Below are 27,000 nucleotides of genomic sequence, written 5' to 3'. Positions count from 1 at the left end.
ATGAAACGTCCTGATTACCGATCCCTGCAAGCACTGGATGCAGTGATCCGAGAACGTGGTTTCGAGCGGGCGGCACAAAAACTTTGCATCACCCAATCTGCGGTATCCCAACGAATCAAACAATTAGAAAATTTGTTTGGTCAGCCTCTGTTGGTGCGTACCGTTCCCCCCCTCCCCACAGAGCAAGGGCAAAAACTGCTCGCACTATTACATCAGGTAGAATTGCTGGAGGCACAATGGCTCGGCGATGAAAATGGTAACGACATTCCGCTATTGCTCTCTCTCGCCGTTAACGCAGATAGTTTAGCTACATGGCTTTTACCGGCCCTTCATCCGGTTTTGTCCGATTTGCCCATACGGTTAAATATTCAAGTGGAAGATGAAACCCGAACTCAAGAACGCTTGCGGCGCGGGGAAGTCGTTGGGGCAATCAGTATCCAATCCCAACCTCTGCCAAGCTGTCTGGTTGATAAGTTAGGTGCCCTTGATTATCTGTTTGTTGCCTCACCGGCATTTGCAGAACGCTTTTTTCCCAACGGAGTCACTCGTCCAGCATTGCTGAAAGCACCTGCTGTTGCATTTGACCATTTGGATGATATGCACCAAGCATTTTTACAACAGAATTTTGACCTATCACCGGGCAGTGTTCCCTGCCATATCGTGAATTCTTCTGAGGCTTTTGTTCAATTGGCAAAACAAGGCTCAACTTGTTGCATGATCCCTCACTTACAAATCTGCAAGGAGCTGAAAGCCGGGGAACTAATTGATTTAACACCTGGTCTATACCAGCGTCGTATGCTTTATTGGCATCGTTTTGCCCCAGAAAGCGGAGTAATGAAAAAAGTCACTGACACCCTGTTAAAACTAGGGCGTCAGATGTTACGTCAAGAAGATGAAATTAATTAACGTTGTAACTCAAAAACGGCGTCAACGTGATCTGAGAATTCAATGCTCTGTGGTTCATAAGTTTCATTGACTGAATCTGAAACGGGTGCTGCCATCAGAGCTGCTTGGTATTTCAGGCGGCTCATTGGAGCAGCCACGGCTTCTGGGGCACGGTAATTGATGCTATATACAGGCCCTAGTTTACCATTGAACCCTTTTGCCAGTGCAGTCGCCTGCTGAATAGCACTCTCTATCGCTTTTTGTCTGGCTTCATCACGATAACGTTGTGGGTTATCAACACTGAACTGAACGGAACTAATTTCATTCAGTCCTGCTTTCAAAGCGCCATCCAGCAATGTATTCAACTGATCTAGTTTATGAACTTTGACTTCAACTGAACGTGATGCTTTATAGCCTGTAATCGTTGATTTACCGGTTCTTTGTTCATATTGATATTCTGGTTGAGTGCGCAAATTAGCAGCATCAATATCTTTCTTTTCGATGCCACTATTTTTCAGAAAATCAAAATATTTCGCGACGCGTTCATCCACTTTTTTCTTTGCATCTGCCGCGTTTTTCTGAGTCTTACTCACATTGATCATTAACGTGGCCATATCTGGTGTTGCTTTGATTATCGCGTTACCAGAGGTAGAAATATGTGGAACAGATGGCAATTCAGCAGCGGAAGCAGCCATACTGGGCAACCCTCCCAGAGCCATCATTGCGGCCAATACCAGTGATTTATATTTCACAAAACCTCCTTCGAATACAGCAAATGTACGTACATTAGTAAGGTACTTTCAGAAACATTAGCACAATATTCTACAGCAAGTATTGATATCAGTAAAAAATCTGCAATCCTTGTTTAATTAATCCCCAAGCGATATACCACATCACACAACCGATAAAGAGATTAATGATCTTTTGCGATCTGGGTTGATTAAGAACAGGTGAGAACCACGCCGACAAAAATGATAATGCGAAAAACCAACTGATTGATGCCAGCACTGCTCCGATGGTAAACCACGGTCGGAGATCCATTGATAATTGCCCCCCTATGCTACCCAATACCACAAAAGTATCCAGATAAACATGAGGATTCAGCCATGTTACTGCAAATAGCGTCACTATGACCCGCCAGCGGCTCTGAGCAATATTTTCAACATAGGAAAGTTCGGCTTCCGCCGATAATGCCGACCGGAAAGCGCCCCATCCATACCACAGTAAAAAAGCAACACCACCCCATGTCACTGCTTGCAGCAAAAATATCGACTGACCAAGCAATGCACTGCCACCAAATATCCCGGCTATCATAAGGAAAACATCACTGGCAGAACATAATGTCGCACTCATTACATGAAACTGTTTTCTGCTTCCCTGCTGCATTACAAAAACATTTTGCGGGCCAAGCGGCAGGATCATTGCAGCACTGAGGAAAAAACCCTGAACAAATGTCGATAACATGCAAATAGTCCTAATAATCATTCAATTAGTTACAATACAAATGCATATTAGGCAATATTCTGTATTAGGGAAAATGAATCATTCTTATCCATCATTAGAAAAAATGATGGCGATGTTATGTAAACCGGGATTCAAATTTGGTGTGAGCCAAAAGATCCTCACACCAATCTGTTTTTCTAATTATTCGCCCGTATTCTTCTGTAAGGCGACCTGTTGTTGGTGTAAGTAAACATCCATTTGTGGGAATGGAATGCCAATATTGTGCTTATCTAAGGTACGCTTAAAGTTTTCCATCAAATCCCAGTACACATTCCAGGCTTCGCCATTGGTAGTCCATATACGCACAATAAAATTCAGTGATGAAGGAGCCATTTCATGCAGGCGAATGGTAACACCCCTTTCATGTTGGATGCGTTTATCTTCTTTAATCACATCGCCCAACACTCTTTTTACTTCATCAATATCCGCATTATATGCAACTCCTACCATAATTTGGGTACGGCGGTTAGGTTCACGGCTAGTATTGATAATATTATCCGCAATAATCTTACCGTTGGGGATCATAATGATGCGATCATCTGCCGTACGTAATGTCGTAGAGAAAATCTGCACTTGTACGACGGTTCCCTCTACAGCACCGATACTGACATATTCACCTGTACGGAGCGGGCGGAAGATCACCAATAAAACACCTGCGGCAAAATTAGACAGTGACCCCTGTAATGCCAGACCAACAGCCAAACCTGCGGCACCGATTACTGCAATCACAGACGCTGTCTGTATACCCAACTTCCCAAGAACAGCGATAACTGTAAACGCAATGACGGCATAACGAATAATTGCAGACAAAAAATCAGAAATAGTAATATCAATACCACGCAATGACATCACACGTTTGACTGCTTTACTGACAAGCTTGGCAATAAATAAACCAACGATAAGAATTAAGATGGCAGATACAATATTTACCGCATACTGGATAAGTAAATCCTGATTGCTGGCAAACCAGCCTGCCGCTTTATCAATCTGAGTTGATAGATTGATCTCTTCCATACAAAGCCCACCGTTATTGTTGGAACCTATCTCACTCAGTGCTATTACTGGATATGAACACCACCGATTGACACAGGCTCCTGTTCAAAAAATAGAAAAACCACGATCAAAACACAAAAATAATGGAATATCGATTATGGCAGAAAACTATCACATATTGAACGTTAATACTTATGTTTGATTTTTCTGCAAAACAAACTCTTTGTAATCAGCCAACATGACAACAAAATCGTCTGTTCCACAAAACGCTAAGCTCTCGTTATCGTAGTAGCTCATTCCCTCTTCCAGCATCTCCGTATCAAACTGAAGTTGATTGGCCCTAATCATGATTTCATCTTCGCTCATTACTAGCGTATATTCATGACCTGCCAACTGCCACTGACGTTCACTACCTTTAATGTCTTTCAATGCTGCTATTATTTTATCCAATACGTTAAAATCACCTTTCACTTCCTCATTCATCCAATAACCAATTGCTTCATGATCCATTGAAAAAGACGTTGTTACCTGGCCAGTAAGATCCTGTATAAATTCATATTCCATCACATACCTCCACAATTTTTTTACTTATCTACTTCTATTTCAAAGCCGTCGCTTGAAATCTACTGGGATATGCCAAACCAATAGATTCGGATTTTAAACATTTCTGATAATCCCACCTCAGAGGTAGTCCACAAACTGATACAAAATTGCCATAAAAGCAGACATAAAAAAAGTGTAGTGGCTTAATGATCCCGGACACCTCACAAGCCTGCTAATCTGATTAATAGTGAAAAAGCGGCAAAATAGGTGCACAGCAAATTGTGATTACCGATAGTCAAAGTAGTCCGCTGGCCAGTTTCAGTGATGTCTGTTTTGTGGTAAGGGAAGCACAAGTTAGTTCATTCCGTTTTCAGTCAACGGCTTTGTATTTGGTGCAGCCATGGACCATGGCACTGGCTTATCAGCAAGGAAATGCAGTTGGTGATGCTTTTTAGTAGCTGATAGCCTTGATTTTCCCGTCACGACACATATTCGCGCAGAACCAAATATTTTTGCTTTTGGACAAATTATGTTACGCCATCAAAAGTTCCCTCCTTAAGTTTGCAAACCAATGTTATATTTTCATAATATGATTATTTCATTTAATTTTTATTATCAACATATATTATAAAATTATCTATATATTTAAATATTTTATGACTCGTGTATTATTTAAAATAATGTTTATTTAATTTTGTTATGAAAGTATCTTTTAAATACAAGCTGTTTCAAAGAAAAATAATAACAAATAATTATAATAATTTAGTGTAACTAATTTTCATTTTTCTTTCCCAGTATTCACTCCACAATGCAGGATAATCAAAATTGTGTATATCCAATGGATTTCAAGATACAGCGCGACGGCAAAAGAGCAAATCCTCAGGAGTATAGCTGACCGTATGTTTACAAAAACGGTGACCGGAGTGAGCGAGCACAGCCAACAAAGCGGCAACTTGAAAGACGAAGGGGATAGTTAAAATTCGACACATTGATAAATGATCATTTTAATTTAAACAAAATATTGATAACGCAAATAGCCGTTTTATGAATTCAATAACTGTCAGTGATTGGGGCAATATTCAAAGCGGTATATCACGATGCCAAGATATCTCTATATCCTTTGTCTGCCAAGCTACAGCTTTGTTAGCGGCAACCTGAAAGATAACGGGGATAAAAATAAAGAGTAACAGTGCCCATCCCTAATGAAAGAATGGAATATATATGCTTAAAAAGCAGAATTCTTATCAAATTAAGAATGCCTATAACGACAATAAATAACAATATTCGCCAGACAATTAATTTTAACATAAAGGCTAGCCAAGGCATTTCTTTTCCAATGGATCGCCAAAACTATTTCAAAAATTGTTCACCTGATTTTTGCTCAGATGAACATATTTTTATTTAACCTTAAATCCGAAGGAAATATTTATATGGATAACATTTCAGCCTCTCCATTTACACACCTGTTTTGGAATGAATGGACTCTCGATCCTGATTCGTTTAAGTACAATATGGTCATGGATCAAACTATTTATGGCGATTTGGATAAAAGTAAATTGCGTTGGTCTGTACAAGAATTAATGAAACAATATCCTTTATTGAGGTCTCGGCTTGATGAAGAAAATGGTGAATTATATTGGAAACCTTTTTCTGATTATACCAATCCTCTGAAAATTTTTGATAGCGAAGAGAAACTACGCGAGTTTGCCTTATTGCCATTTGATTTAAAGCAAGGACCATTGATCCGGTTTGGGCTATTCCAGCAGGCAACACAACAATTTCAATTGGTCATTGTATTGCACCATATTGTGGTGGATGGCGAGAGTACCGAAGAGCTATACCACGCCATATCCGATCTCTATAATCAACAACCACTGCGCCATTCACCGCTGACTATAGAGCAAATTGCAGAAAAATTCTCACAATATCATCAGCAGGTAGAAATATTGGACGAATATCACCCCGGACAGTTCTGGAAAACCTGTCTGGATGGGATGAATGCCAGTAATTCATTGCCCTATTTGTCATTACAAACAAAATCATCAGCACAAGCAGAAGATGAGCAGGAAGTGGTCGGAGAATTTCGTTTCAGCCTGCCATTGAATGAGTGGCAGCGTCTCAAGCGCTCTGTGCGGCACGGTACTCCCTTCCTCATCTTCAAAACGTTGTGGGCAGCATTGATTGCGCAATATTCCCCGGATAAAAAAGTCCATATCAGTTATCCCCTCTCTCTGGCAGGCAGTGAATCTCTTTCACTGGGGGCACAAATCAATACCGCTGTCTTTCCTCTCCGGTTAGATGACACGACCAGTTTTTCTTCGCTCTATCAGCACACGCTAAGTTACACATCATCATTGAAAGCAGCCCCTGGCCTGCGTTTCTCATCCTGGCCGATCTTTGAGATTCTGCGCTCTGTTCCTGTTTGTCAATTGAATGTTGCTATATCTCAAGCCCATCTTAAGGATACCTGTTTAGAATTGAAGGGTTGTGAAGTCCGTTACAATCACCGTTTTAACAATGACTTAGCTAGTTCAGAATTAATTCTAGAATACCAGCAACAAGGTGATCAGTGGTCTTTTCGCATTCGCTATCTGCTCGACTGTTTTCACCCGACGCAAATCGCAGTATTAGGAGAACAGTTCCAACAATTACTGGTCAATGCGCTGACGTATCCTGAAACGCCACTCCAACACTTTCCTCTCCTGCCCCCAACTCAAAACAAAATGTTATTGGAATTCGGGAATCAAGGAAAATCGATCGATATCCCTGCAACGACTCTTCATGAAAGTTTCCAACAACAGGCAAAACGACATCCGCAACGCATTGCTTTGATTGATAACCAGCAACAATTGAGTTATGCGGAATTGGAACAGCGCAGCAACCAATTAGCCCACCTGATACAAGAGCGCTACCAGCAGGTGACGGGGCGACCACTGTCCCCAGATACTTTACTGCCCATTTGCCTGAATCGCGGGGTAGACATGGTGATTGCCATGTTGGCTATAATGAAGGCAGGTGCGGCCTATCTGCCTCTCGATCCGCAAATACCGTCACAACGACTGGCCTATATTCTGGCCGACAGTCAAGCTCAGTTGGCAGTGATACAGATGGCACACCAAGCCCGATTGCGCGATCATGACCAGAATCTGGCTCTGCTGGCCTTAGATAATCCCAACGATGATTATCGTGACCAACCGGACTGTGCGCCAGAAACCGCTACAGGGCCACGATCTCTGGCCTATTCTATTTATACTTCTGGGACAACAGGGCATCCAAAGGGAACCTTGTTAGAACATCGCGGCGTATTGACTATGCTTGATGGTCAATACGCCGCTCTTATTGAAGGCACTGAGTTTCCTCAACGTTGGTTACAGTTCGCTTCTCTGGCATTTGATGCCCATGTGTTCGAGACGTTTATCGCCCTGTGTTTTGGTCATTCTTTAGTGATTGTTTCGGAAGAAGAGCGCCATGATCTCGACCTGTTGATAAAATTAATCGAACAATATCAGGTTGAAGGGAGCATTCTTCCACCTACACTGCTGAAAACAAAACCAGCATTGCCTGCAACATTGCAAACCATTCTGGTCGGGGGCGAATCCACTCCACAAGCCATTTTGGATCACTACTCAATGCAAGGCCGGAGATTGTTCAATGCGTATGGCCCGACTGAAGCCAGCGTGTGTGCCACCATACACCGTTATCAAGGAGATGGGGATAATAATCGCAATATTGGCCAACCGTTTCCGGGTGTCCATGCTTATGTGTTGGATGAGCAATTGCAGTTAGTACCGATGGGAATGAGTGGGGAACTGTACCTTTCCGGGCCTGTATTAGCCAGAGAATATCTGGGAAAACCCGAGTTAACGGCAAAGGCGTTTATTGATAATCCTTTTGCGCAGTATGCCGACGATCAGAGGCTCTACCGCACAGGTGATCAGGCCCGTTGGTTGCCGAATGGGGAACTGGAATATCTGGGGCGCAAGGATTTTCAGGTAAAAATCCGCGGGCATCGGGTGGAATTGGCTGAAATAGAACAGGCGTTTATTGCCGCATCGGGGCTAAGCCAATGCACGGCGCAAGTACGCGGTCAGGATCGCTCACAAATCGTGGTCTACTATGTATCAGACATCTCCCTGAATGAAGATAATCTCCGCCGCACATTACATCTTTCCCTGCCAGATTACATGATGCCTTCCACATTCGTACAACTGGAAACCTTGCCAATGACTATCAATGGCAAGCTGGATGCAAGAGCATTACCTGAACCCGATTTCAAACAGAGCTATCACCTTTATCGGGCTGCAACCACAGAACTGGAGCACAAACTGCAAATTATCTGGCAACATATACTGGGGCTGAATGAAATTGGCATTGATGATGACTTTTTCCATCTGGGGGGGGATTCTATTTCCGTCATCCGCCTGATTTCAGAAATGCGTCGCCAGCAGTTAGCATGCAGCACCAAGCTATTACATCAATGCCGCACCATTGCCAAACTGGCAGTACAATTGGCAGAGACAACCGAAACCCAGATGCAGCACGCCGAACAGGGAATACTACAGGGTGATTTTTCTCTGCACCCCATTCAACATTGGTTTTTCGATCAGGCATTTTCTCAATCCAATCACTGGAATCAGGCTTTCTTGATTCAAGTTCCGCCTTTAATGCCACAGAAATTAGAAAACGCGATTCAGGCGCTGGCAGAACGCCACGATATGCTACGAGTTCGCTTTCTCTGCGCTGAACACCAACGTTATCTGGATATTTCACAGATGGCCCCAATGGCACTCGAAATTTGCCATTATGATCAATTAAACGAGAGCGAGTTCAACCATTGTCTGGATTCTTGGCAAAGTGATTTCGATATCGCCAATGGCCCGCTGTGGCGCATTGCTTATATTGATGGTTATCCAGATGGTTCAGCGCGTATTTATTGCGCCCTGCATCACTTGATTGTTGATGCGGTCTCATGGCGCATTCTGTTGGATGATTTGAAACAACTTTATCATGGTGAAGCACTCGGTCCTAAAACAGCCAGCTATCGGCAATGGCAAACAGCCCTGACGGAACAAACCCCCCACTTTAAGCCTCAACGTGAATTCTGGCAACAACAGTGTGTATCACAATATGACTATCGACCGTCACTGGATACTCATGATACCCGCCAGTACCTGTGGCAAACTCTGCCATCAGCAGCCAGTATCCGTCTGCTGAATGTGACCAGTGGCGCGGCAAAAAATAACCCTAATGAAGTATTGATGACTGCGCTGCTGCATACTCTGGATCATGTCAGCGGGATATCAAGCCACACGCTGCTATTGGAAGGGCATGGCCGCCAACTTTCATCCATTCCGTTGGATGTTGGCCGTACTGTTGGTTGGTTTACGGCTCTGTATCCCCTGCATTTTTCCGCCGATGGTGAAAAGAAGATTTCTTTGCAACAAGTCCAGGCTACCCTCGCCAACGTACCGGATTCAGGTGTTTCATACGGCACCCTGCGCAGTGCATTTTCTCTGCCTTATCCGGCAGTCGTGTTCAATTATTTAGGGCAATTGCAGGCACATGACAGTGATTGGCAAATTACCGCTGAAATAGCAGGTCAGACTGTCCATCCACATAATGCTGATAGCGGTTTGCTTACCCTCAACGTCTGGTTTATCGGCCAAGAGTTGCATTATCGCTGGGATGGTTTGCTAAGCCAGACGCAACTTGTACAGTTGGATCACCATTTCCAGACTGCATTGATGCTGTTAATCGACCTTCTGGCCTCTTCCTCCCATACTATTTCCTCCGATGCCAGTCCGGAAGAAATGGATAATGGCGTTGATGCGGATTTACTGATGAGACTGCCAGCAGGATTAGAACCTGTTTGGGTTTATCCTGCCAACAGCCTGCAACAGGGGTTCATCCACCATCACCTGAGCCATTCGCAAAATTCAACCTACCATTTCCAGTTTGTATTGGATTACGAGCAATCCATTGAACCCCGCAGTTACCGCAAAGCCTGGCTATGTGCGCAACAAAAGTATCCTATATTGCGTACGGGTTTTGACTGGCAAGAACAACCCCGGCAAATTGTGTTCCAGCATGCTGAATTGTCCTGGCAATACCATGATCTGAGTGATCATTCTGAGCCGGAACAAATGCTGGCTGAACTTAGCCGACAACAAAGCAGCCGGCCTTTCGACCTGCGTCAACCTGAATTGATGCGTGTTTGCCTCGTTAAACTGGCAGCAGAGCAATACAGCCTGATTCATACCAGTCACCATATTATTATTGATGGCTGGAGTAATCAGATATTGCTGGAATATGTTCACCATACTTACCAACAACTACTGGCGGGTCAAACTCCAGATACCCACAGCGATACAGCCTATCTGGCTACCCAGCGTTACTACGCCAGTCAAGCGGAAGAATGTCGCCGCCATTGGCAGCAAATCGGTATCACGCATTGGGAGAGCACCGATATTTCCCTGTTGTTAAATGCACCTGACAATGGCACGTCAGAAATCCAAGCTACAGTGCATCACACATTATCCCACTCTGTTGCTTTGTCATTGCAGGAAACCGCCCGCAATCATGGCCTGACACTCAACGTTATGTTGCAGTTTGCTTGGCACAAATTATTACACCTGTTTAGCCAACAAACTCAGACCATCATCGGCATTACGTTATCTGGACGCAATCACCCCATCTCAGAAATAGAAGATAGCGTCGGCTTATTTATCAATACATTACCTTTGATGATGGATTGGGAACCGCATCTGACTTGCCTGCAACAACTTCATACACTTCATCAGCGCATGATTGATTTGGATACTTACAGTTATCAGCCTCTGGCTGAATTGCCATTCATTGGTGAAAAACTATTTCAGACACTCTTTGTCTATGAAAATTATCCCACGACAAAACTGGATATCATGCAGGCCAGTGTAAGGGCTGCCAAAAACGATACCGACTACCCGCTGAACCTGATTGCCGAAGGTGATGTGAAACAAGGCCTGAAGCTCTCTCTGGCTTACAAACCCAGTTGCCTTAATGCAGAACGGGCCAATGCTATTTTGGAGATGTTAAGTGTATTGCTGGCTCGCCTGCCTTCTCATCTTCATTACCCGCACCAACGGCTATCGGCACTGAGTGACGACAAGCGCGGACAACTCTTGGAAGAGTGGGCTTTTTCTGCGCCAGAGTCAGAAACATGGGAGCCCAGCACCCTGCATGGTTTATTGGAAAAACAAGCGCAATTGACACCACAGCTTCCCGCATTAATGGATGACCACAAAACGTTGAGCTATCAAGAGCTGGATGAGGTTTCATCACATTACGCGGCCCAGCTTCGCGCAATATACCGACATCGTTTCCAGCGTGAGCTGGCTTCGGGTGAACTGATTGGCCTGTGCTGCAAACGCGGCATTGATATGATTGTCGCCTTATTGACCATCCTGAAAGCCGGGGCTGCTTATGTTCCGATGGATATAAAATCACCGACAGAGCGGCTGGATTACATCTTACAAGACAGCAAAATGCAGCTGGTGCTGACTGAGCCGGATCTGGCATCACTGTTTGATCGCCCCAACCTGCAACAGCTTTACCTGAGCGAACTGGAAGATGCAGGCACCACCAGCGATATACCGCTGCTTTTGCCACAAGTTGCGCTTGATCAGTTGGCCTATGTGATTTACACCTCTGGCACAACCGGAAAACCCAAAGGCACACTGATAGAACACCGTGGCCCTGCACTTATGGCGCGTAGTCTATTATCCAGACTAGGATTGGGATCGGCACCACCGGGCCTTCGCTTCCTGCAATTTGCTTCCCTGGTATTTGATGCCCATTTAATGGAAAGCTTCCCGGCATTTGCCGGTGGTCATGCTATGGTCGTGGCCTCTGACACGCAGCGTTATGATTTGCAGGAACTCCAAACCTTGTTGCAAAAATGCCAAGTAAATTATGCGATGCTGCCACCCGCCTTGCTCAAACTCAAACCGACATTGCCGGATAGCTTGCAATGGCTGGCGATAGGCGGTGAAGCAGTATCTCAGGATGTGTTGGATCACTATACCGCTCAGGGACGCAATGTGTTTAATTGCTACGGTCCCACCGAAGCCAGTGTATTAACTACCGTTAACCCTTATCGTTACAATGGTGCAGCCAATATCGGCAAACCACTAACACAGTACGGGGTCTATGTATTGGATACCAATCTGCAACCACTGCCTGTCGGTGTACCGGGTGAATTGTTTGTGTCAGGTATAGGATTGTCCCGAGGTTATCTGAACCAACCCGCACTGAGCCAAGAAAAATTCATAGCCAATCCATACCAACAACACACGGATCATCCTCGCTTATATCGTACTGGCGATATTGTCCGCTGGCTGGATGAAGGTTCATTGGAATACCTTGGCCGTAATGACAGTCAGGTGAAAATTCGCGGGCATCGGATCGAGCTTGGGGAAATTGAGAGTGTGCTTACCACTGTTTCTGGTGTCGATCAAGCTGTCGCTATCATTCATAGCAAAGAATCCCCTCGGATTGTTTGTTACTACACTTCGACCAGTGATACAGAGCCAGAGGAAATCCGAAAATCACTGGTTCAAATGTTACCTAACTATATGCAGCCCAGTGCATTGATCCCGTTACCCCTTATTCCGATGACCATCAATGGTAAGCTGGACCGCCGTAAGTTCCCTGCTCCTGACTTTACTGATTTACAACAGGAATACATTCCCGCAGAAACACCTTTGCAACAGCAATGCTGCGATATCTGGACAGAACTGCTGCCCTCTGAACGCATCGGTATAGACGATAACTTTTTTCAACTGGGCGGCAACTCCATTATGGCAATTCAGCTGAGCAATCGCCTCAGTCAGGTATTGCAACGCCAGATACCTTTAGCCGCACTGAATCGGCATCCGACCGTCAGATCGCTGTGTACTTTCCTGTCAAGTCACACAGAGCAACTTGACGAAATACCGAAAGCAGATTTACAACGCGGTATCCTGTCTTTTTCCCAAATGCGACTCTGGTTTATCGAAACGCTGATGCAGGAAAATAATGTTTATCATATTCCGCTATTATTCAGTCTGCGGGCCGATACCCAAATAGACAGTTTTATCCTTAGCCTGCAAGCGGTAGTCCACCGTCATCAGGTATTGCGTTGCACCTTTGAGCAAGATGAAAAAGAAGCGTTTTTCCTGCAATCCCATGATGATCCGTTGGCCGTTCCCTGTGCTGAAGTGCAGGCCGATGCGTGGTTCGATTTCTTGCGGCAGGAGATCTTCCAGACCTTTGATTTGCGCCATGAGTACCCCATCAGGGCCAGACTACTGCAACGGGTTGAAACGGATGGGCAAGTCTCCCACTTCTGCCTGATCAACGTTCACCACATCAGTTTTGACGGCTGGTCGCTGAATGTATTATTAAGGGAATTGGCCGAGTTTTATGCCGCAGAATTGAGCCAACGTCCACCAGCATTATCACCGTTGTCTATTCAATATATGGATTATGCCGCTTGGCAACAGCAATCGCTGTCCAGCGATAAACTGGATCAGCTAAAACAGTTCTGGCTAAAACGGTTGCAGCACAGCCCTCAACTGGAGCTTCCCTGTGACTACCCACGTCCCGACGTTTTTGACCACTGTGGTCACACGGTTGCTTTTTCCATCGCACCACAATTAAGCCACCAACTGCGACAATTAGCCTGTCAATTGGGGGTCACCCTACATGCGGTGTTGCTGACTGGTGTTAATTTCCTGCTGCTCAAATATTGCGGTCAGCGCGATATCATTGTCGGCAGCCCGATTGCCAATCGTTCACATCCACAATTGGAACCGCTGATTGGCATGTTCGTCAATATGTTGGTACTGCGTAATCAGATAGCGACAGATTGGAGTGTGACTGAACAAATCCGGCAGGTATTCGGCAACACCAATTCCAGCCAGCAGCATCAGGATATGCCTTTCGAGAAACTGGTTGAGTCCCTGAACTTACAACGTGATTTATCACGCCACCCGCTGTTTCAAGTCTCTTTTTCCTTGGAACAAAAAACGAATGATATTGATGCCCCTTTTGCCATGCAGAGTCTGGCGGATTTGTATGATGTTGCCAAGTTTGACCTCGGCTTCTATTTTGAAGACGGTCATGAAGCGCTGACTGGCAATATTAACTATGCTACCGCACTGTTTGCGCCAGCTACCATTGATGGGATGGTTCAGCATTTACAGAATATACTGATGCAAATAGCGGCACATCCTGAGCAATTGGTGAAAAACATCAGCCTGTATTCGCCGCAAGAAAGAATCGCATTGTTGAAACCGCCAATGGAAACACAGGACGCAGCTCTCTACCGCCATCCGCTGTATCAAGGCATTCTCGATTGGGCTAAGCAACACCCGGATGATATCGCGTTGATTGATGCCATCGGCCAATGCAGCTACGCCCAATTGCTCAAGTCTGCACAGGTATTGGCGGCGCAAATCCATCAACATCCCCGCAATCAATCTGAACTGGTTGCGGTTCAGATCAGTAAAGGCCGGGCGCAAATCATCGCTGTTCTGGCTATTTCACTGGCAGGACGGGCTTATGTGCCGATGGATGTATCCTGGCCTCAACCGCGTTGCCAGAAGATCATAGAACAAACTGGAACACAGTTGGTTCTCAGTACCAAACCGTGGGCAGTAGAAACCTGTGAAGTTATCCAAATAGCTCCTGACGGACGCGCCCTGCACTTGCCCGCACCGAAGCCTATGTCCCTTCCTGTCCCTATTTCCTGTGACAGTCTGGCTTATGTGATTTTCACTTCTGGATCAACAGGCACACCAAAAGGCGTTGCTATCCGGCATGACACCGCGAATAACACCTTGATAGACATCAACCGGAAACTTAACGTCGTACCGGGAGATACTTTGCTGGCGCTCAATGCTCTGTGCTTTGATCTGTCGGTTTATGACATCTTCGGCGCTTTAGGGGTGGGAGGAAAACTGGTTATTCCTAGCGAAGAACAACGATACCAACCTCACGCCTTATTGAACCTGATCCGTGAACATAGCGTCACTATCTGGAATGCAGCCCCCGCGTTATTCGAGCTGCTATTGCAGGAAGTAGAAAACCGGACAGAGCTGCCGGTTGTTGCAACAGATGTTGTTGCAACAGATATTATTGGAACAGATATTGTTGTGGCCGATAAAGCCACAACAGATAAAATTGTAATGGACAGAGTACTATTAACCGGTGATTGGATCCCGGTTAACCATGTTCAGCGTTGCCGTGACTGGCTTCCCAACTGCCGTATATTCAGCGGCGGTGGCGTTACCGAAGCCTCAGTCTGGTCGATTTTATTCGAAGTACCACAAGGTGCCAGCTATAACCAGAGCATTCCTTATGGCAAGGCACTGGTCAATCAGGCTTTTTTGATCCTGGATAATGATCTGGAACCTGTACCGGCCCAGGCCATTGGTGAAATGTACATCAGTGGTGTCGGCTTGGCGATTGGTTACTATCGAGACCCGATCCGCACGGAAGAACGTTTCATCCAACATCCGATAAGTGGTGAACGTCTGTATCGCACAGGTGATTTAGGTCGCTGGCTGCCAGATGGCAATATTGAATTTTTGGGCCGGATAGATAGTCAGGTTAAAGTCAATGGTCATCGGGTTGAACTGGGGGAAATTGAAAATACGCTGATGGCAATCGAAGGTATCCGCCAGTGTGCGTTGGTCAAAGCCAGTGGTTCATCTGATAGCCTGGCCGCTTATTACGTCAGTGATGTACCCCTTGATGAAACTGATTTGCGCCAGCGTCTTGCCCAAACGCTACCGCCATATATGGTGCCGGCTATATTGGCACGGATGCCAGAACTACCACTGAATTCCAGTGGAAAAATAGACCGTAAGCAGCTGTCGGCACTCCATCACTTCGCGCCAAAACAGCATCACTATCAAGCGCCGCAAACTGAAAAAGAACAGCAACTCTGTCAGCTCTGGCAACAAAAACTGGGTCTGGAGCATGTTGGCGTCAACGATGACTTTTTTGAATGTGGAGGCACATCCATTCTGGCGATCCCTGTCTGCCAACAGATGTCTGCCTTGCTAGGGCAATCGATCCCCGTGATGGAACTGTTCAAGCAACGCAATATCCGTGGCATTCTGGGCAGTCTGGCATACCAATTGATACAACCGCTGAACAAGAAAACAGCTCAGGAAACATTGTGGATGATCCATCCAGCGATGGCAGGATGCGAAGTTTATCTGAATATCGCCAAAAAGCTGGAGGGGCAATTGCATTGTCTGGGTGTCGATAATTACAACCTGTACCACCGGCCGTTAATCACCTCCTTGCATGACATTGCCCGGTTCTATCTGGAACAAATGGAATGCTATCAGCCATTGGCACAAGGCCCTGTGCATATTCTGGGTTGGTCAATGGGAGGATTGATTGCGCTGGAGATTGCTGCCCAACTGGAAGCCAAAGGGATCACTGACATCCATCTTTACCTGCTGGATAGTTTCTATCAGGTTAGTTTAAGCTCCATGCACCCAAGCTGGCGGCAAATTCTGTTGCAGGAATTGGGATTGGAAGGTGATGCCGCAGCGCGGGCATTGGAAGCCGGCCCAGCGGATGATGCCATTTGCCAGAATAAAATTTCTCAACCCTTGCAACATAGTCGAGTCACTCTGTTCAAAGCGACCCGACTGCCGAAATTCCATTCCGAATTAACCAAGGAGGAATTGGCACCAACAGAGGCAATGTACGCCAGTGATAACCATATAGGGCAAACTTGCCAACATCTGTCCGTCATACCACTGCTTTGTGACCACCACACTATTATCGAGCAGGAAGTGCAACTTATCGGAGGGATGTTGGAAATGGTGGATTAATCTAACTTTTTGTGAAAATAATGGCGTAATTTTTATGACAGTAAAGCATATTGATCGTATCGAATAATAAATATATCAGGCCCGGTTTGCCAATGAACTTGGGCCTGTTTTAATTTGTATTTGACCCAAACACTGACGCAAAATTGGAGAATATCAGAAAATTCATACCATAAAGAATAGAGATTGCTATAAATAGTATGTACTTTAGAATGTCAACTCAGGAGGCAGATAAAACCTACCCCCTATCACAACTAAAAAAAGAAAATGAACTACAGCTTAATGATAAAAGCGAGAATATAATATGGGGGTACCACATTAACACTATGAGAATGACTGTCTTGAGTTGCTGAGGCTCCATGGCTATGCGATTTTCCCCCTCCTTCTGACCCTGAAAAACTCCATTTATAACTAGGACTCCTCCCATTCCTCTCATATATAGCTTGCCCGTCCCCCCCTTCATTCCCCGCACTTTTAATAGAGTGACTGTGCGATGGGATCTCAGAAAGTGTTAGGGTATGCCCGTTAACATTAACTCTAATGCTGGGGGTTTTTGTATCTGAAGTTACATTAAAAGACTTGGCATTATTATTCCCCTGTACCTTTTGATTATTGGTTTGATTAACATTGGTAAATCCGGTAGAGCCAAGTACAAATCTATCCCGTAAATCCGGCCTTCCACTTTGGCCATCACATAATGCCCACCCTTTTGGCATTTCAGACGCAGTTCCGGCAAACATCATCACCATCCCTTTCTGGAAGGTTTGCTCAGGAGTAAGGCCAATACCATTTCCATTTACTTGAATACCATTGCTGACAACAACTTTTAAACCATTATTTTCATCAGCACTTAATCCACTATTGGCCGCAAGTTTAACACTCATCCCTTTGGCATTAATTTGAATACCATCGCTGACAACGGCTTTTAAACCATTACTCTCATCTGCAATTAACCCACTGTTGGGCACGAGTTTAACGCTCACTCCTTTGCTATTAATTTGAATACCTTCCCCGGCATCAACAGATAACCCCCCGCTGCTTAACGCCAGACCCCCGGCACTACCGGAAGTTTGCCCATCAGTACCTTGACCACCGCCACCATTGACTTGTGAGCCTTTCGCCAGTTTTAACGACACATTATTAGTGCCGACAGCAAGGCCGTTCCCCTCACCAACGCAGATACCATTTATTTTATACACCAACCCGGAACCAAGGTCGGTTGCTAGCATGTCCTTCACGCTAATTAACGGTGCATAGTCAGTGGCGGTACTGCCTGGATTTAATTTAAGTTGCAGTGTTCCGCTATCATCCAGTTTGAATCCATCACCAGAACCTTCTTGATCTGAGGCTTGCCCTGTGGCACGTAGCCCGACATTTGCCATATCAATTAAATCAGCAAAATCAGTTTGCAATGGAATACTGCCCGATTTAAAACGTTCTTTTAGTGCATCTGCTAGCGGTATTGCATTTATTTTAGCTGTAAACAAACTTTCCGAATTACGATTGTTATCAGTCATTTTATTCTCCAAATTGATGAACATTTATAACATTGACGGAATATTTTTCAGGACTCAGAAGGACTCTTCTTGTATATAAATACATTTATCATCTTTTTTATTTGAATGTTTTTTTGTTCCTATTTTCCAAGGTAAGAATCATCACATAACAACCACGCAGAGTTCCGATATTTTCGGTCATAATAAAATAGAAACCTCATTGAATTTTTTGGCATTTTTATAAAGTAATCTTTGGTGCGTCAGTCCTGAATGATCATATATTCAACATTCGGTAACTTAATGAAAACACTCTATTAATTCATATTTAACTCACCTAATCAGGTTTAAAAAATAACAAGTTTCAACAGACAAGACATAATATCTTCATTTTCATTTACATGTAAATAAAGATGCATAAAAAGCAAATTGCATTATTGGCAATGTACTCATTATCGCTTTTTCGGCACGATGACTATCGATGTAATCATGATATTGCCAAAAAATTCAGAATGATATTTCCTGTCATTTTGTGGCGGTAGCTTTATCTGAATATATTTCCTTGCATCCTATCTTAATTGAAACCAATCATAACAATTTCTTAAAAGAGGCTATTATGTCTACAAGTACATCTCAAATTGCAGTTGAATATCCTATTCCCTCTTATCGTTTCATTGTTTCTGTTGGGGATGAACAAATTCCATTTAATAGTGTTTCAGGACTGGATATTAGCTATGAAACCATTGAGTACCGTGATGGTGTAGGTAATTGGTTAAAAATGCCCGGCCAACGTCAACCGATCAATATTACTCTGCGTAAAGGTGTTTTCCCCGGCAAAACTGAACTGTTTGATTGGATTAATTCTATCCAGCTTAATCAAGTTGAGAAAAAAGATATTACCATCAGCTTAACCAATGACGCAGGCACCGAATTATTGATGACCTGGAATGTTGCTAATGCTTTCCCTACCTCGTTGACTTCCCCTTCCTTTGATGCCACCAGCAATGATATCGCCATTCAGGAAATTAGCCTGATAGCTGATCGCGTAACCATGCAAGCTGTTTAAGGCATTACATAGTTAATCATTTTGTATAAAGGAATTTTTATGACAACCGTTACCAGTTATCCCGGCGTTTATATTGAAGAATTAAATAGCCTGGCTTTATCTGTATCAAATAGTGCCACAGCCGTTCCTGTTTTTGCCGTGAATAAAGAAAACAAACATTTTAATGAAGATACTACATTCCGAATTAATTCCTGGATGGATTATCTAGATTTGATTGGAGACTTTGACAACAAAGATAAGTTGTCAGTTTCTCTGAGGGCTTATTTTACCAATGGCGGAGGCTACTGCTATCTCATCCAGACTCAGAATTTAGAAAAACTAATTCCAACCTTAGATGATGTCACTTTGCTGGTTGCGGCGGGTGAAGATATTCAAGAAACCGTAACAAATTTATGCAAGCCAGGAAAGGGGCTATTTGCCATTTTTGATGGTCCTGAAGAAGCATTGACTATCGATGGTGCAGAAACGGTCAAAGAAAAGTATGACGCCACACCATTTGCCGCAGTTTACTACCCGTGGTTGAAAGCAGATTGGGCAAATATTGCCATTCCACCGAGTGCTGTTATGGCAGGGGTTTATTCCTCCGTCGATTTATCCCGCGGAGTGTGGAAGGCTCCTGCCAATATCGCTCTGAAAGGCGGTCTGGAGCCTGAATTTTTGGTCACGGATGAATTGCAGGGCGCATACAACTCCGGCCGTGCCATCAATATGATCCGAAATTTCAGCAATACCGGTGCCACCGTTTGGGGGGCAAGAACACTGGAAGACACTGACAACTGGCGTTATGTCCCTGTGCGCCGACTGTTTAATACCGTCGAGCGGGATGTTAAGCGCGCCATGAGTTTTGCCATGTTTGAACCTAACAACCAGCCGACCTGGGAACGCGTCAGGGCGGCAATCAGCAATTATCTTCATAGCCTGTGGCAACAAGGGGGACTGGCGGGTAGCAAAGAAGAAGAAGCTTATTTCGTGCAGATTGGCAAGGGCATTACGATGACGCCAGAACAGATTAATCAAGGGCAGATGATTGTAAAAGTCGGCTTGGCTGCTGTTAGACCTGCGGAGTTTATCATTCTCCAGTTTACGCAAGATGTAGAACAGCGTTAATCACATTGATTGATGAGGAATTATCATGTCAGCTAATCTAAAAGCGCCCGGCGTTTCTATTGAAGAAGATGCTTCCCTTGCATTGTCTGTCAGTAATAGCGCAACTGCCGTGCCTGTTTTTATCGGTAAATTTACCCCGAAAGTAGCGGATTCAGCTCAGGTCTGTACCCGTATCAACAATTGGCTTGAATTTACTTCTGCTTTTTCTCTGGCACCAGTAACCGAGATTACCATTAAATCGGACATTGAGCTTTCTTCCGGCGATGAAGTAAAAGCTGTCCCTGCCACCGAAGATCCCAAAAAATGGATCCACAATATTGAGAGAATCAATCAATCTCCAGCCGTAGAAGCCTTGAAGCTCTATTTTCAGAATGGGGGCGGGGCTTGTTATATCTACTTATTGGACGATATTAATGACGATTTGGCTCTGGCTGCCATTCCCGAACTGATTGAACAAAAAGGGGATATTACTCTTCTGGTTTGTCCAGAAGAAGATCAGGGTTATAAAAACAGAGTCTATAGTGCAGTCAGCCCCCTGTTGAACAGTGATAACAAAAAAGTGGGCTATTTCCTGATTGCAGATAGCCTTGATGGTAAATCGGTGTCTGGCATGGCAAATAGCACCAAGATCGCCGCCTATTATCCTCAGTTGGAAACAAACCTGAAACTCTCCACCTTGCCCGACGAACAGAGCATTGTTATCAGTGGTTATGAGAATGAATCAGGCAAGAACAAGCTGAAAACTCTGGATAAACTTAGGGAAACAGATAAAGAGCTGGCACAAGAAATTGATATCAGGTTGCAAGAAATACAACAAGATAATCTCACCCTTTCACCCAGTGCTGCCATAGCAGGAATTTATTGCCAAACTGATAGCCAGCGTGGTGTCTGGAAAGCCCCCGCCAACGTGGCACTCAGCGGAATCAAGGGCCTGACTGATAAAGTCGATGACGAACGGCAAGGCACCATGAATGATAATGGCATCAATGTTATCCGTTCATTTACCGGCCGTGGCCTGATGGTTTGGGGGGCGCGTACTTATGCTCAGGACGGTGAAATTAACTGGCGTTACATTCCTGTCCGTCGCCTGTTCAATTCCGTTGAACGCGATATCCGCCAGGCACTGCGGGCGGTGTTATTTGAAACCAATAATCAACCGACCTGGATGCGTGCCAAGGCCGCCGTTGACCAATATCTTTATGCCCTTTGGCAAAAAAATGCCCTGATGGGGAACAGCCCGGAAGAAGCCTACTTTGTCCATATTGGTCAGGATATCACTATGTCTGATGCTGATATCAAACAAGGCAAAATGATCATGAAAGTAGGTCTGGCCGCAGTACGGCCGGCTGAATTTATCGTTCTGCAATTTACGCAGGATATCGCTCAGTAATCTCCATGATTAAACACAGGCACTGTATTAACAGTGCCTATCTAACCATTTTGGAGGAGATGATGGTGGAAAGAATTCAACCGGGCGTGACCTTAACAGAAAGTATCATTACCACAGGCCAGCAAGAGATACCCAGCGCAGTGCCCGTATTTATTGGCTATACCGCCCATAAACCACAGCAATTAAAACTACAGCAAGCAGTAACCGCAGTTCGTATCGACAATCTGGCGGAATATCACCAGCTATTTGGTGACGATCATCTGATGGCGTTGGCAGTCAGGCACTATTTCGATAATGGCGGGCAACGGGCTTTTATTTTACCGCTGCAAGGCAATATCCCCTCTGCAAATATCACCCAAGCGGAAGCCGAAATCCTGATGGCAGCATTAAGCTCTGATGCGGTAACCGAAGCCATTGGCGGTGAAACACAAATTACCCTGATTTTGGCACCGGATATCGCCCGGCTGAATGACAGTGTGATTGAGGATCAAAACACCTTAGTCAATCTGTGGTCTGAAAGTTGGACGACACTGCTGCAACTGAGCCAAATCCGTTCCAACCTTTTTCTGCTGCTGGATGCGCCGGATGAAGTTGAACAAGCTCACCAATGTCTGAAAGATTTATCATCAGCGTATCGTCAATGGGGAGCGGCCTATTGGCCTCGTCTGGAAACCACTTATCAGGACGTATCCAGCAAAGATACAGCCAGCAAAAAAGATATCGTGCTCTCCCCCACCGCCGCCATCGCAGCACTTATTCAGCGCACAGATAGCGACGTCGGTGTGTGGAAGGCTCCGGCCAATATTGCCCTGTCTCAGGTTATCCGGCCGGTTAAATCCTATCTTCAGGGGAGTGTGCTGTTTAACGCCAATGGCACTTCACTCAACGTAATCCGCAGTTTCCCCGGCAAAGGCATACGCGTATGGGGATGCCGCACGCTGGAAAACACAGACAGCACGCCATGGCGTTACCTGCAAACCCGGCGTCTGGTTTCTTATGTCACCGTGCATTTGGCGCAATTGGCCCGTATGTACCTCTTTGAACCCAATAACGAACTGACATGGATGAAATGCAAGGGACAAAGTTACAACTGGTTACGGCAATTGTGGTTACAGGGCGGCTTGTACGGCTCACGGGAAGATGAAGCATTTACTGTGCTGCTAGGAGTCAATGAGACGATGACCGAAGAGGATATCCGTGCCGGAAAAATGGTCATGAAAGTCGCCCTGGCCGTATTGTCTCCCGCTGAATTTATCGAGATCAGTTTGGTGTTTGATACCCAGACGGGAGCGCTTTTGTCTTAAGAAGGAAAGAGCACAATGAACGATTATTACACCCCCGTGGTATCCCACCGTTTTATGGCGAGTTTTATTTTCAATGGCATTCCCGATCCGCTGGATATCCGCTTTCAGCGCATTTCCGGCCTGAGTCGGGAGCTTCAGGTGACCCAGCACAGTCAAGGCGGCGAAAACGCCCGCAATAACTATCTGGCCGAGAAGATCCAACATGGCACATTAACGCTGGAACGTGGCGTGATGACGGTTTCTCCTTTGACCTGGATGTTTGACCGCGTATTACGCGGAGAAAAAATCGCCTATGCGGATGTGGTGATCATGCTGTTAAACGAAAATTTACTGCCCGTATCCAGTTGGACACTGAGCAAGGCCTTGCCGGTACGCTGGCAAACCGGCGACTTTGACGCGAACAGCAACGCCATTTTGGTGAATACCCTTGAACTGCGCTATCAGGATATGTGCTGGTTGGGAGTCAAAGTATGACAGTAGAAATCAGAGAGTTAATCATTCAGGCAAAAGTGGTGTCATCAGCGCAACAGACTGAATCAGACCGACAAGGCCATTCGTTGATTCAGGAAAGCCTGGATGAAGCAATCCTGATTGAAAAAATTAAACGCGAAGTGTTGGCCGCATTACGCGATGAGGAAGGGTGGCGTCCATGAGTCTGATTGAACGTGGTTTAGCAAAGCTGACCATTAATGCTTATAAAGACAGGGAAGGGAAAATACGGGCAGGCACCGTACAAGCCATGTATAACCCCGATTCCCTGCAACTGGATTACCAAACGGATTATCAACAATCTCAGGCTATTAATAACGAGAAACAAAGCAATATTTATGTACAGGCCAAGCCCGCAAGGTTATCCCTTGAGTTGATTTTTGATGCCACGATGCCGGGTAACAAAACCCCCGTTGAAGCTCAGTTAATGCAGCTCAAACAACTGTGCAGTGTGGATGCCACCAGTAATGAAACGCGATTCCTGCAAATTAAATGGGGAAAAATGCGTTGGGAAAACCGCGGTTATTTTTCTGGCAGGGCGAAAGGTCTGTCTGTGAATTACACCCTGTTTGATCGTGATGCCACTCCCTTGCGGGCGCGGGTCATTCTGACACTGGTGGCGGATGAAAGTCTGGTTTTGCAGGAGACAGAACAAAACCTGAAATCGCCGGCAAAAATCGCCTTACGGGTACAAGATGGCGTATCGCTGGCGCTGATGGCAGCCGGTACGGCATCAACTCTATCCGGCGGCGTCGATTATTTGACACTGGCCTGGCAAAACGGTCTGGATAACCTCAACGGGTTCGTACCGGGTGAAATATTACAGGCTACCAAAGGAGAAGACGCACCATGAGCCATCAACTGAAAATTATTGCAGATGGCAAGGTATTGTCTCTTTTGGCTGCCGTCGATGTGGATACCTATTACCGTGTTAACAGCATTCCTTCGGCAACACTGAAACTCAGCCTGCCGGACAGGCCATTTTCCTCTTTCAGCCAGACAGACGTACAGGCAGAACTGGCCCATTGTCAGGTAGGTAAAACCCTGCGTCTGGAAGTGACTGATGGCAGCCGGAAATCGGTGTTATTTAACGGCCTGGTTACCCGTAACACGTTGAAGATAAAAAATAAGCAATTAATGCTCACGTTGCTCGTCAAGCATCGCTTGCAACTGATGGTGGATACCCAACATTCACAACTGTTTAAAGACAGCAACGAAAAATCCGTCTTAAACACCCTACTGAATCAGGCTGGCATCAATGCTCACTTTGAACGGATAGCTGCATTGGATCAAAAGCATGAGCAGATGGTGCAATTTCGCTGTTCAGACTGGCGTTTTCTTCTGTGCCGGCTATCAGCCACTGGCGTATGGCTGTTACCCACGACAGAAGGCGTTCGGCTTGCCCAGCCTGAATCCCTGAAATCGAATTCAACCTATACCCTGAAAAGCCGGGGGGATGAGAAAAAAGATATCGTCGTCAAAGATGCAAGCTGGCAGTTTGACAATCATCTTAACCCCACTTCACTGGAAGTCAGTGGCTGGAATATCAGTAAACAACAGGAATTATCCGGCGGCCGCTACGGCAGTGTTGCCGTGGGAAAAGCAGCACTCTCCCCTGACAGGCTGGTGTCTTTGAATAAAACAAGTTGGGACATTCGCTACAGCAGCCCGTTAACCACCCAAGAAAGTGGCTATCTGGCACAGGGACTATTGCTGAACCAGCGCGTATCTGGCGTCACAGGCGAATTCCTGCTTAAAGGCGATGGACGTTATCAGTTAGGGGACAACATTCAATTGACGGGATTTGGTTCACAACTGGATGGTACAGCCAGCATTACCGCGGTTCGCCATCGTTTTAACCGGCGAATTGATTGGGAAACCACCCTGAGCATGGGCTTACAACAGGAATATCTGCCCGTGTTACCCGATGCCCCCGAACTGCATATTGCGACGGTAGCAAAGTACCAGCAGGACAAGGCAGCCTTGAACCGCATTCCGATTATTCTGCCGGTGCTGAATCGCCCGAATGAATTTCTGTGGGCAAGACTAGGGAAGCCTTACGCCAGCCACGAAAGCGGTTTCTGTTTCTATCCAGAACCCGGTGACGAAGTGATTGTCGGATTCTTTGAAAATGATCCACGTTATCCGGTAATTCTGGGAGCAATGCACAACCCGAAAAATAAAGCACCTTTAGAACCCACCCAAGATAATCAGGAAAAAGTTTTGGTGGTTAAGCAAGGTGAAAACCAACAACAACTTGTCATCAATGGCAAAGAAAAAATTATCCGAATCAATGCGGGAGATAATCAAATAGCGCTCCAACAGGATAAAGATATTTCTCTGTCAACGAAAAAAGAATTAACACTGAAAGCGCAGACAATGAATGCCCAAATGGATAAATCGCTCAATCTGTCCGGCAAAAACAGTGTTGAAATCAAAGGTGCCAAAATTAATCTTACCCAGTGAAAGGTGAACAATGGAAAACCAAATACTGACACAACTCTATGGTCGTGGTTGGGCGTTCCCTCCCGCGTTTTCCCTTGAAAAGGGGGTAGAAATGGCTGAGGGGGCGGAAGATGTGCGCCAGAGTTTGCACATTCTGTTCAGCACTGATCCAGGGGAACGCCTGATGCGCGAAAATTATGGCTGCGGATTAAATGATTTTATGTTTGAAAATATCCGTAACGAACTGTTTGCTGAAATTGAATCCCATATCCATGACAGTGTATTGCGTTATGAATCACGGGCGGATATTACGGATATTCAGGTCCTTCAGTCGCCAAACAGCAAAAATACCCTGCAAGTGCAGGTCATGTATCGCCTGCGGGGAAGCGATATCAATCAGCAAATTCAGGGAACACTGGCATTGAGTGAAGGTCGGGTGATGGAGGTGGTATGAGTGAGTCCATTGTGACAGATGGAGACATGCTCCAGTTTGATTTCAACTTTGGGAATCGACAGGTGACACCTTCCAGTCCAGCCAAGATCAGTGGCACAGGACATGCACAGGTAAACAGCAAAAAAACCTGCATTCTGGGGGATGAGAAACAAGTCAGGGTTTCTGCAACCTATATCACTGCAACACACACTACGCCGGGAACCGGCACCATTACCATAGACACACTGGACGCCAGCCAGCAGGCTCTTCACTGTACCAGTGGCGCGGCTTTAATTATCAAGGGGCAAAAGTTTATAGCCATGTTTACGCCTCAATCACCCGCCATGAATAATACCGTGAACCCGCCGCAACCGGATGTTACAACGGCTTCATTGGGCAAAGGAAGTTTTATTACTCAACAAAATTTTTCCACCGTGAATTAAGGTTTTGACTGAAACAAATCGAAATTAAACAGTG

17 protein-coding genes and 1 pseudogene are annotated in these 27,000 nt (G+C 45.4%); 13 read left to right on the top strand and 5 right to left on the bottom strand.

What is annotated here, in order from left to right:
• Window positions 1-906: a LysR family transcriptional regulator ArgP gene (locus tag AACQ81_RS03830; protein WP_237386373.1), complete on the top strand. Its 906-nt coding sequence runs from the start codon at window positions 1-3 to the stop codon at window positions 904-906.
• On the opposite strand, the gene AACQ81_RS03825 is transcribed toward AACQ81_RS03830, so the two are convergent.
• The 4 genes from AACQ81_RS03825 to AACQ81_RS03810 form a co-directional block, all read right to left on the bottom strand.
• On the bottom strand, window positions 903-1,637 hold the full coding sequence (locus AACQ81_RS03825; protein WP_237386372.1) for an oxidative stress defense protein: 735 nt from the start codon (window positions 1,635-1,637) through the stop codon (window positions 903-905). The genes AACQ81_RS03830 and AACQ81_RS03825 overlap by 4 nt on opposite strands.
• 88 nt (window positions 1,638-1,725) lie before the next feature.
• Complete coding sequence (gene argO, locus AACQ81_RS03820) at window positions 1,726-2,349, bottom strand: arginine exporter ArgO (protein ID WP_237386371.1); 624 nt, start codon at window positions 2,347-2,349, stop codon at window positions 1,726-1,728.
• A gap of 180 nt (window positions 2,350-2,529) precedes the next feature.
• Complete coding sequence (gene mscS / locus AACQ81_RS03815; RefSeq protein WP_237386370.1) at window positions 2,530-3,402, bottom strand: small-conductance mechanosensitive channel MscS; 873 nt, start codon at window positions 3,400-3,402, stop codon at window positions 2,530-2,532.
• A 171-nt stretch (window positions 3,403-3,573) separates the two neighbouring features.
• A complete protein-coding gene (locus AACQ81_RS03810) occupies window positions 3,574-3,945 on the bottom strand; it encodes a YacL family protein (protein WP_237386369.1) in 372 nt (123 codons plus the stop codon).
• Between the two features lie 245 nt (window positions 3,946-4,190).
• Between AACQ81_RS03810 and AACQ81_RS03805 the strand changes: the two are divergent.
• Window positions 4,191-4,379 (top strand): annotated as a pseudogene (locus AACQ81_RS03805) (Fe-S cluster assembly protein HesB); the annotation flags it as partial.
• A gap of 975 nt (window positions 4,380-5,354) precedes the next feature.
• Complete coding sequence (locus AACQ81_RS03800) at window positions 5,355-16,799, top strand: non-ribosomal peptide synthetase (RefSeq protein WP_237386368.1); 11,445 nt, start codon at window positions 5,355-5,357, stop codon at window positions 16,797-16,799.
• A gap of 269 nt (window positions 16,800-17,068) precedes the next feature.
• Here the strand turns inward: AACQ81_RS03800 and AACQ81_RS03795 are convergent, their stop codons facing one another.
• Complete coding sequence (locus AACQ81_RS03795; RefSeq protein ID WP_237386367.1) at window positions 17,069-18,313, bottom strand: phage tail protein; 1,245 nt, start codon at window positions 18,311-18,313, stop codon at window positions 17,069-17,071.
• 592 nt (window positions 18,314-18,905) lie between these two features.
• Between AACQ81_RS03795 and AACQ81_RS03790 the strand changes: the two genes are divergently transcribed.
• The 10 genes from AACQ81_RS03790 to AACQ81_RS03745 are packed head-to-tail and all read left to right on the top strand — an operon-like array spanning window position 18,906 to window position 26,966.
• Window positions 18,906-19,355: a phage tail protein gene (locus AACQ81_RS03790; protein ID WP_237386366.1), complete on the top strand. Its 450-nt coding sequence runs from the start codon at window positions 18,906-18,908 to the stop codon at window positions 19,353-19,355.
• A 39-nt stretch (window positions 19,356-19,394) separates the two neighbouring features.
• Window positions 19,395-20,462, top strand: a complete 1,068-nt coding sequence (locus AACQ81_RS03785; RefSeq protein WP_237386365.1) for a phage tail sheath family protein — start codon at window positions 19,395-19,397, stop codon at window positions 20,460-20,462.
• A gap of 25 nt (window positions 20,463-20,487) precedes the next feature.
• Entirely contained in the window at window positions 20,488-21,852 is a 1,365-nt protein-coding gene (locus AACQ81_RS03780) for a phage tail sheath family protein (RefSeq protein WP_237386364.1), read from the top strand.
• A gap of 59 nt (window positions 21,853-21,911) precedes the next feature.
• Complete coding sequence (locus tag AACQ81_RS03775; RefSeq protein WP_237386363.1) at window positions 21,912-23,156, top strand: phage tail sheath C-terminal domain-containing protein; 1,245 nt, start codon at window positions 21,912-21,914, stop codon at window positions 23,154-23,156.
• Between the two features lie 15 nt (window positions 23,157-23,171).
• Window positions 23,172-23,630 carry a phage tail protein gene (locus AACQ81_RS03770; protein ID WP_237386362.1) on the top strand — a complete coding sequence of 153 codons (459 nt, stop codon included), beginning with the start codon at window positions 23,172-23,174 and terminating at the stop codon, window positions 23,628-23,630.
• Window positions 23,627-23,809 (top strand): DUF5908 family protein, encoded by a 183-nt coding sequence (locus AACQ81_RS03765; protein ID WP_041983027.1) that lies wholly within the window; start codon window positions 23,627-23,629, stop codon window positions 23,807-23,809. Before AACQ81_RS03770 ends, AACQ81_RS03765 begins: the two co-directional genes overlap by 4 nt.
• Window positions 23,806-24,498 (top strand): CIS tube protein, encoded by a 693-nt coding sequence (locus AACQ81_RS03760; RefSeq protein WP_237386361.1) that lies wholly within the window; start codon window positions 23,806-23,808, stop codon window positions 24,496-24,498. The genes AACQ81_RS03765 and AACQ81_RS03760 overlap by 4 nt, the downstream gene beginning before the upstream one ends.
• Window positions 24,495-26,111, top strand: a complete 1,617-nt coding sequence (locus AACQ81_RS03755; protein ID WP_237386360.1) for a phage baseplate assembly protein V — start codon at window positions 24,495-24,497, stop codon at window positions 26,109-26,111. Before AACQ81_RS03760 ends, AACQ81_RS03755 begins: the two co-directional genes overlap by 4 nt.
• A 10-nt stretch (window positions 26,112-26,121) precedes the next feature.
• Window positions 26,122-26,544 carry a GPW/gp25 family protein gene (locus AACQ81_RS03750; protein ID WP_237386359.1) on the top strand — a complete coding sequence of 141 codons (423 nt, stop codon included), beginning with the start codon at window positions 26,122-26,124 and terminating at the stop codon, window positions 26,542-26,544.
• A complete protein-coding gene (locus tag AACQ81_RS03745) occupies window positions 26,541-26,966 on the top strand; it encodes a hypothetical protein (protein ID WP_237386358.1) in 426 nt (141 codons plus the stop codon). Before AACQ81_RS03750 ends, AACQ81_RS03745 begins: the two co-directional genes overlap by 4 nt.
• Window positions 26,967-27,000 lie beyond the last annotated feature (34 nt).

It is taken from the genome of Xenorhabdus sp. Sc-CR9, from assembly GCF_963897815.1.
Lineage (GTDB): Bacteria > Pseudomonadota > Gammaproteobacteria > Enterobacterales > Enterobacteriaceae > Xenorhabdus.
Note: the sequence above shows the minus strand (reverse complement) of the source record. Positions and strands in the feature narration are given on the sequence as shown.